Genomic DNA, 4,997 nt, shown 5'->3' on the forward strand with positions numbered 1-4,997 from the left:
TATTATTGGGAATCCCAGCTTAAATCATAGATACCGTAAGGGATTTTATTCTTTATTTAAAACTTTGCAACAGAACCAAATGAGCTTCATATGTGCTGATGGAGAAACAGGTGAATTAGTAGATATTTTACCTAGTAGGAAATTAGATAAAATAATCCCTTACTTCAATCGCTCTCCGTTGGAGGAAAGGGAAAAAGTTAAATTTTTAGTAACAGACATGAATGCTGCTTACTTTCAATTAACTAAAAATGTCTTTCCTACTGCTAAATTAATCATTGATAGGTTCCATATTGTGAAGCATTTGAACACCGCTTTTAATGATTTTAGAGTCCGAGAAATGAAGAGATTAATTACCAATAAGAAAAAGTCAAAAGCAAATAAATTAAAATCAAACTGGAAATTACTTCTAAAAAATCAAACAAATATTTCCATTTCAGAGTTCAAAACTTGGAGAAGTTTTCCTTCTCCAAAGTACCATCTTTTAACGGAATCTATGGTGATTGATCGACTACTCTCATTTTCTTCTGAACTAAAAGAAGCTTATGACATTTTCCATTTATTAATGTATCACTTTAGAAACAAAGATGACCGTTCCTTTTTCGAACTATTGAAAAATCTACCTGATAGCTTGGATACACAATTTAGAGATAAAATAGAAAATCTGATTTCCTATGAAGAAGGTATTAGAAACGCTCTTAAATATAATTTTTCCAATGGAAAAATTGAAGCTAAGAACACTCATATAAAAACACTTAAAAGAGTTTCCTATGGATTCAACTCATTTACAAATATGCGTATAAGAATTTTCTTGATAAACGGCCTTATTAAAATTAAATAACTAAAAAAGATGATAAATCTGAGAGTAATCTCAAGTTTATCATCTTATATATCCGACTCATCAGTCCGATTTGACAAAGAGCCATTATTGTGTTATTATCACAATATGAGAAAGGAGGCAAAAAGTAATGGGAATTGATTTCATTAATGTCGAGTTTAGAAAGCATGTAAAAGTTTCAGGGGATTTAGGTACAACGGGATCAGTATGTCCTTTTTCACAAAAACAAAAAATGGAAACACTACCGGAAAACTTTTTGCCTCCTTTTATATAATGGGCAAAAATTTATGAATCTATTGCATTTGTAAAAATGCATACGAATGATTAGGCACCGGTTGTTAAACTGGTGCCTTTTTTTTGTTTGATCAGTTCAGTTAGTTTGGAGAACCGAATCTTTAATCATGCTGTAGAAATATGGTGAGTTCGTTGATTTGGTTTTACAATATAAATAGATATGAGGTGAGGTTTATGGTGAGGAAAGCAGTGGATTTAGCCTCCTAAAATCACAATATATTTTAGGAGGAAATAAAATGAAAAAGGATAGTAAATCTAAAGAAATGATTCAATCTGAAAAAAGGGGTTCTACTAGGCTTTTAATGATGGTACTCTCCCTATCTGTACTTGTAGGTTCAATTACGGCTGATTCAGTCAATCCCGTACTTCCACTAATAAGCAAAGCTTTAGAAGCTTCGAAATCTCAAGTGAGTTGGATAGTTAGTGGTATTGCACTTGTTCTTGCGATTGGAGTTCCGATTTATGGTCGAATCTCAGACTTTTTTGAGTTACGAAAGCTATATATCTTTGCCATTATGATTCTGGCAAGTGGTAGTCTTTTATGTGCAATTGCCCCGAACCTCCCATTGTTGGTTTTGGGAAGAATGGTTCAGGGTGCTGGGATGTCCGCAATTCCAGTTCTATCAGTCATTGCAATTTCGAAGGTTTTCCCACAAGGAAAACGTGGGGGAGCTTTGGGAATTATCGCAGGAAGTATTGGTGTTGGAACTGCTGCTGGTCCAATATTTGGTGGAGTAGTTGGTCAATATTTAGGGTGGAATGCCTTGTTTTGGTTCACATTTTTGTTAGCCATTATGATTGTTATTGGTGCCTACTACGCGTTACCGACAATTAAACCGGCAGAATCCGTAGGAAGCAATAAGAACTTTGATTTCATTGGTGGTTTATTCCTCGGCCTCACAGTAGGATTACTCCTTTTTGGCATCACTCAAGGAGAAACTTCTGGTTTTTCTTCGTTCTCATCGTTAACTAGCCTAATTGGTTCTGTTGTAGCTTTGGTGGGATTTATTTGGAGAATTGTTACCGCAGAAAATCCATTTGTACCACCTGTCCTGTTCAATAACAAGGATTATGTCAATACGGTCATAATTGCATTTTTTTCGATGTTTGCTTATTTCGCTGTTCTTGTGTTCGTCCCATTACTAGTCATTGAGGTGAATGGACTCTCTTCTGGACAGGCTGGAATGATATTGTTGCCAGGTGGTGTGGCTGTTGCAATCTTATCTCCCTTCGTTGGCCGTCTTTCTGATCGATTTGGGGATAAACGTCTGATAATTACTGGGATGACTCTGATGGGGCTGTCTACCTTATTCTTGTCCACCTATGCATCTGGTGCTTCACCTCTGTTAGTTTCCGTGGGGGTCCTCGGAGTAGGGATTGCTTTTGCATTCACGAATTCTCCCGCAAATAACGCCGCAGTAAGTGCACTCGATGCAGACAAGGTTGGTGTCGGAATGGGGATTTTCCAAGGTGCTTTGTACCTTGGAGCAGGAACTGGAGCAGGTATGATTGGAGCATTATTATCCGCTCGACGTGATGCTACTGAGCCGATAAATCCATTATATATATTGGACGCTATGTCCTACTCAGATGCGTTCCTTGCAGCTACAGGGGCAATACTCATTGCCTTAATAGCTGGATTAGGTTTAAAAAAGCGTGGGTAATAACTTAGTTATGTAAAGATTAGTTATTGTTTAGTTCATCTTCTATAGTTTAAGCTGTAAATAAATAGCTTAGGAATCACGCAAATTTGAATTTCTTAGAATAGAATACTTTTAAGTAACTCAACTTTCGTACACTGTTTTATTGGTGCGAAAGTTGAGTATGTTAAGGATGAAACAATGAAAACATTGGTGATCGTTTCTCACCCAGATATGCCAAATTTCTATTGGTATATACGAATCAGTCAATATCAGAAATTAGTGAATATCTTATATTTAACTCACAAAGTTACTTCACATCCGTGTTTAAAAAAGAAACAGGAAAAACGCCTTTTGAATATAGAAAGAGTGATTTGTAAAGCTGATGGCTAATGCAAAGAATCAATTGCGGCAATCCTTTTGTATCTTTTTCCAGTGTGGCTGCGGTTTCTGTTGACGGGAACAGCAGGGTTTATCGGGAATCTGGTGCCAGATGAGATAACAGATCAGTTACTTTACTTTTACCAGAAAGGGTGTAAGCTAAAACTTAGGCTAGCCATTGCGCTAGCGATTTGGTACAATAAGGGGGAAGTTGAATTATATTTGAAACGATAGGAGGGAGAAGCAAATGAAATCTACAACTAAAGTAACATTTAAAGAACTCCATGTATAGGTGGCTGTGACAAGCTTTACATGGAGTAGAATAATTATTGTCCAAAGCCACCTTTGCAATTGCTAGTACTAACGCAAAGGAGGATATGAAAATGCAATACAAAATAATTAATGGTGCCGTTTACTATGATGGTAATATGGTGTTGGAAAACATCGGTATTGAAATCAATGATAATGAAAAGATTGCTATTGTTGGTAGAAATGGATGTGGAAAAACAACCTTGCTAAAAGCTATTATAGGCGAAATTGAATTAGAAGAAGGAACTGGTGAAAGTGAGTTTCAAGTAATAAAGACCGGTAACCCTTATATTAGCTATTTAAGACAGATGCCTTTTGAAGATGAAAGTATATCAATGGTGGATGAAGTCCGTAAGGTATTTAAGACGCTTATTGATATGGAAAACAAGATGAAACAGCTGATAGATAAAATGGAGAATCAATATGATGATAAAATCATCAATGAATACTCTGATATCAGTGAAAGGTATATGGCTCTTGGAGGTCTAACCTACCAAAAAGAATATGAAACGATGATTCGTAGTATGGGTTTTACTGAAGCAGATGATAAAAAACCCATTTCTGAATTTTCAGGTGGTCAGCGAACTAAGATAGCTTTTATAAAAATACTTTTAACAAAGCCAGACATTCTATTACTTGATGAACCTACTAACCACCTTGATATAGAAACAATACAATGGTTGGAGAGTTATTTGAGAAGTTATAAATCTACATTGGTTATTATTTCCCATGATAGAATGTTTCTTAATCGAATTGTGGATAAGGTTTATGAAATCGAATGGGGAGAGACCAAATGTTATAAAGGTAATTATTCAGCCTTTGAGGAGCAAAAACGAGAAAATCATATCAAACAGCAAAAAGATTACGACTTGCAACAGATAGAAATTAAAAGGATTACACGCTTGATTGAACGTTTTCGTTATAAACCTACGAAAGCTAAAATGGTGCAATCTAAAATTAAATTATTACAGCGTATGCAAATATTAAATGCACCAGACCAATACGATACAAAAACTTATATGTCTAAATTTCAACCGAGAATCAGTAGTTCAAGGCAAGTATTAAGTGCTTCAGAACTTGTGATAGGCTATGATACTCCTCTTGCAAAGGTTAATTTCAACCTTGAAAGGGGACAGAAGCTTGGAATTGTTGGGAGTAATGGTATTGGTAAATCCACGTTGCTTAAAACACTTATGGGTGGTGTGGCAGCATTGTCTGGAGATTTTAAATTCGGATACAATGTTGAAATTAGCTATTTTGACCAACAGCTTGCTCAAATCAGTGGAGATGATACACTATTCGAAATTTTTCAAAGCGAATACCCTGAGCTAAATGACACAGAGGTCAGAACTGCTCTTGGCTCATTTCAGTTTAGTGGAGATGATGTTTTTAGACCGGTGTCCTCTTTGTCAGGTGGAGAAAAGGTTAGATTGACATTATGTAAATTATTATATAAACGTCCTAATGTTTTAATCTTAGATGAACCGACAAACCACATGGATATTATTGGAAAAGAGAATTTAGAGAATATCTTATGC

General features: G+C 35.7%; 5 protein-coding genes. All 5 read left to right on the forward strand.

The window, feature by feature from the left end:
• On the forward strand, window positions 1-838 hold an 838-nt coding region (locus ACHBHN_RS10975; RefSeq protein ID WP_394732344.1), incomplete at its 5' end, for an ISL3 family transposase.
• A gap of 127 nt (window positions 839-965) precedes the next feature.
• Complete coding sequence (locus ACHBHN_RS10980) at window positions 966-1,109, forward strand: hypothetical protein (RefSeq protein ID WP_002360221.1); 144 nt, start codon at window positions 966-968, stop codon at window positions 1,107-1,109.
• 256 nt (window positions 1,110-1,365) lie between these two features.
• The gene (fexA, locus tag ACHBHN_RS10985; protein ID WP_065813868.1) at window positions 1,366-2,793 is read left to right on the forward strand and encodes a chloramphenicol/florfenicol efflux MFS transporter FexA; all 1,428 of its coding nucleotides are present in this window, start codon (window positions 1,366-1,368) and stop codon (window positions 2,791-2,793) included.
• Window positions 2,794-2,978: 185 nt separating this feature from the next.
• Complete coding sequence (locus tag ACHBHN_RS10990; protein WP_105461295.1) at window positions 2,979-3,149, forward strand: AraC family transcriptional regulator; 171 nt, start codon at window positions 2,979-2,981, stop codon at window positions 3,147-3,149.
• Between the two features lie 384 nt (window positions 3,150-3,533).
• A partial coding sequence (abc-f, locus tag ACHBHN_RS10995; RefSeq protein WP_394734132.1) for a ribosomal protection-like ABC-F family protein occupies window positions 3,534-4,997 on the forward strand: 1,464 nt, incomplete at its 3' end.

Source organism: Streptococcus sp. A22, assembly GCF_043674215.1.
In the GTDB taxonomy this organism is placed as follows: domain Bacteria; phylum Bacillota; class Bacilli; order Lactobacillales; family Streptococcaceae; genus Streptococcus; species Streptococcus suis_V.

Bases quoted from the DNA above. Each gene is read 5' to 3' on its own strand.
- fexA (WP_065813868.1), top strand. From the start codon at position 1,366: ATGAAAAAGGATAGTAAATCTAAAGAAATGATTCAATCTGAAAAAAGG.
- ACHBHN_RS10980 (WP_002360221.1), top strand. From the start codon at position 966: ATGGGAATTGATTTCATTAATGTCGAGTTTAGAAAGCATGTAAAAGTT.